Origin of the sequence: Virgibacillus sp. 7505 (assembly GCF_002272135.1) — a bacterium.
Lineage (GTDB): Bacteria > Bacillota > Bacilli > Bacillales > Amphibacillaceae > Terribacillus.
The window spans coordinates 1-218 of sequence record NZ_NPBF01000427.1 but is presented as its reverse complement, the minus strand read 5'-3'; the positions used below and the strand labels follow the sequence as shown (position 1 = coordinate 218).

At 35.3% G+C, this 218-nt stretch carries 1 protein-coding gene; it reads right to left on the bottom strand.

The window, feature by feature from the left end; translation table 11 throughout:
• Positions 1-2: 2 nt before the first annotated feature.
• Complete coding sequence (locus tag CHH91_RS19635) at positions 3-200, bottom strand: hypothetical protein (protein WP_095224779.1); 198 nt, start codon at positions 198-200, stop codon at positions 3-5.
• Between the last annotated feature and the right edge of the window lie 18 nt (positions 201-218).

The window sequence follows — 218 nt, the reverse complement described above, 5'->3', positions numbered from 1 at the left end:
TATTACTCACTTCTCCTTTTTCGAAAACCTCTCCAAAATACGACCCAAGCAAAAATAGCTGCTAAAAATATTAGCAATGTCCAGTTAAACTCCCCCACATATAAATTATGACCCACTGAAAAGATAAGCATTAAACCGACTAGAATGACAAAACCGTTCAACAATTGCATTTCAATAGAGTTCTTTGATTTTGTACTCATAACCAAACCCTCCTATGC

Coding starts and splice junctions, on each gene's coding strand:
- CHH91_RS19635 (WP_095224779.1), bottom strand. CDS start 200: ATGAGTACAAAATCAAAGAACTCTATTGAAATGCAATTGTTGAACGGT.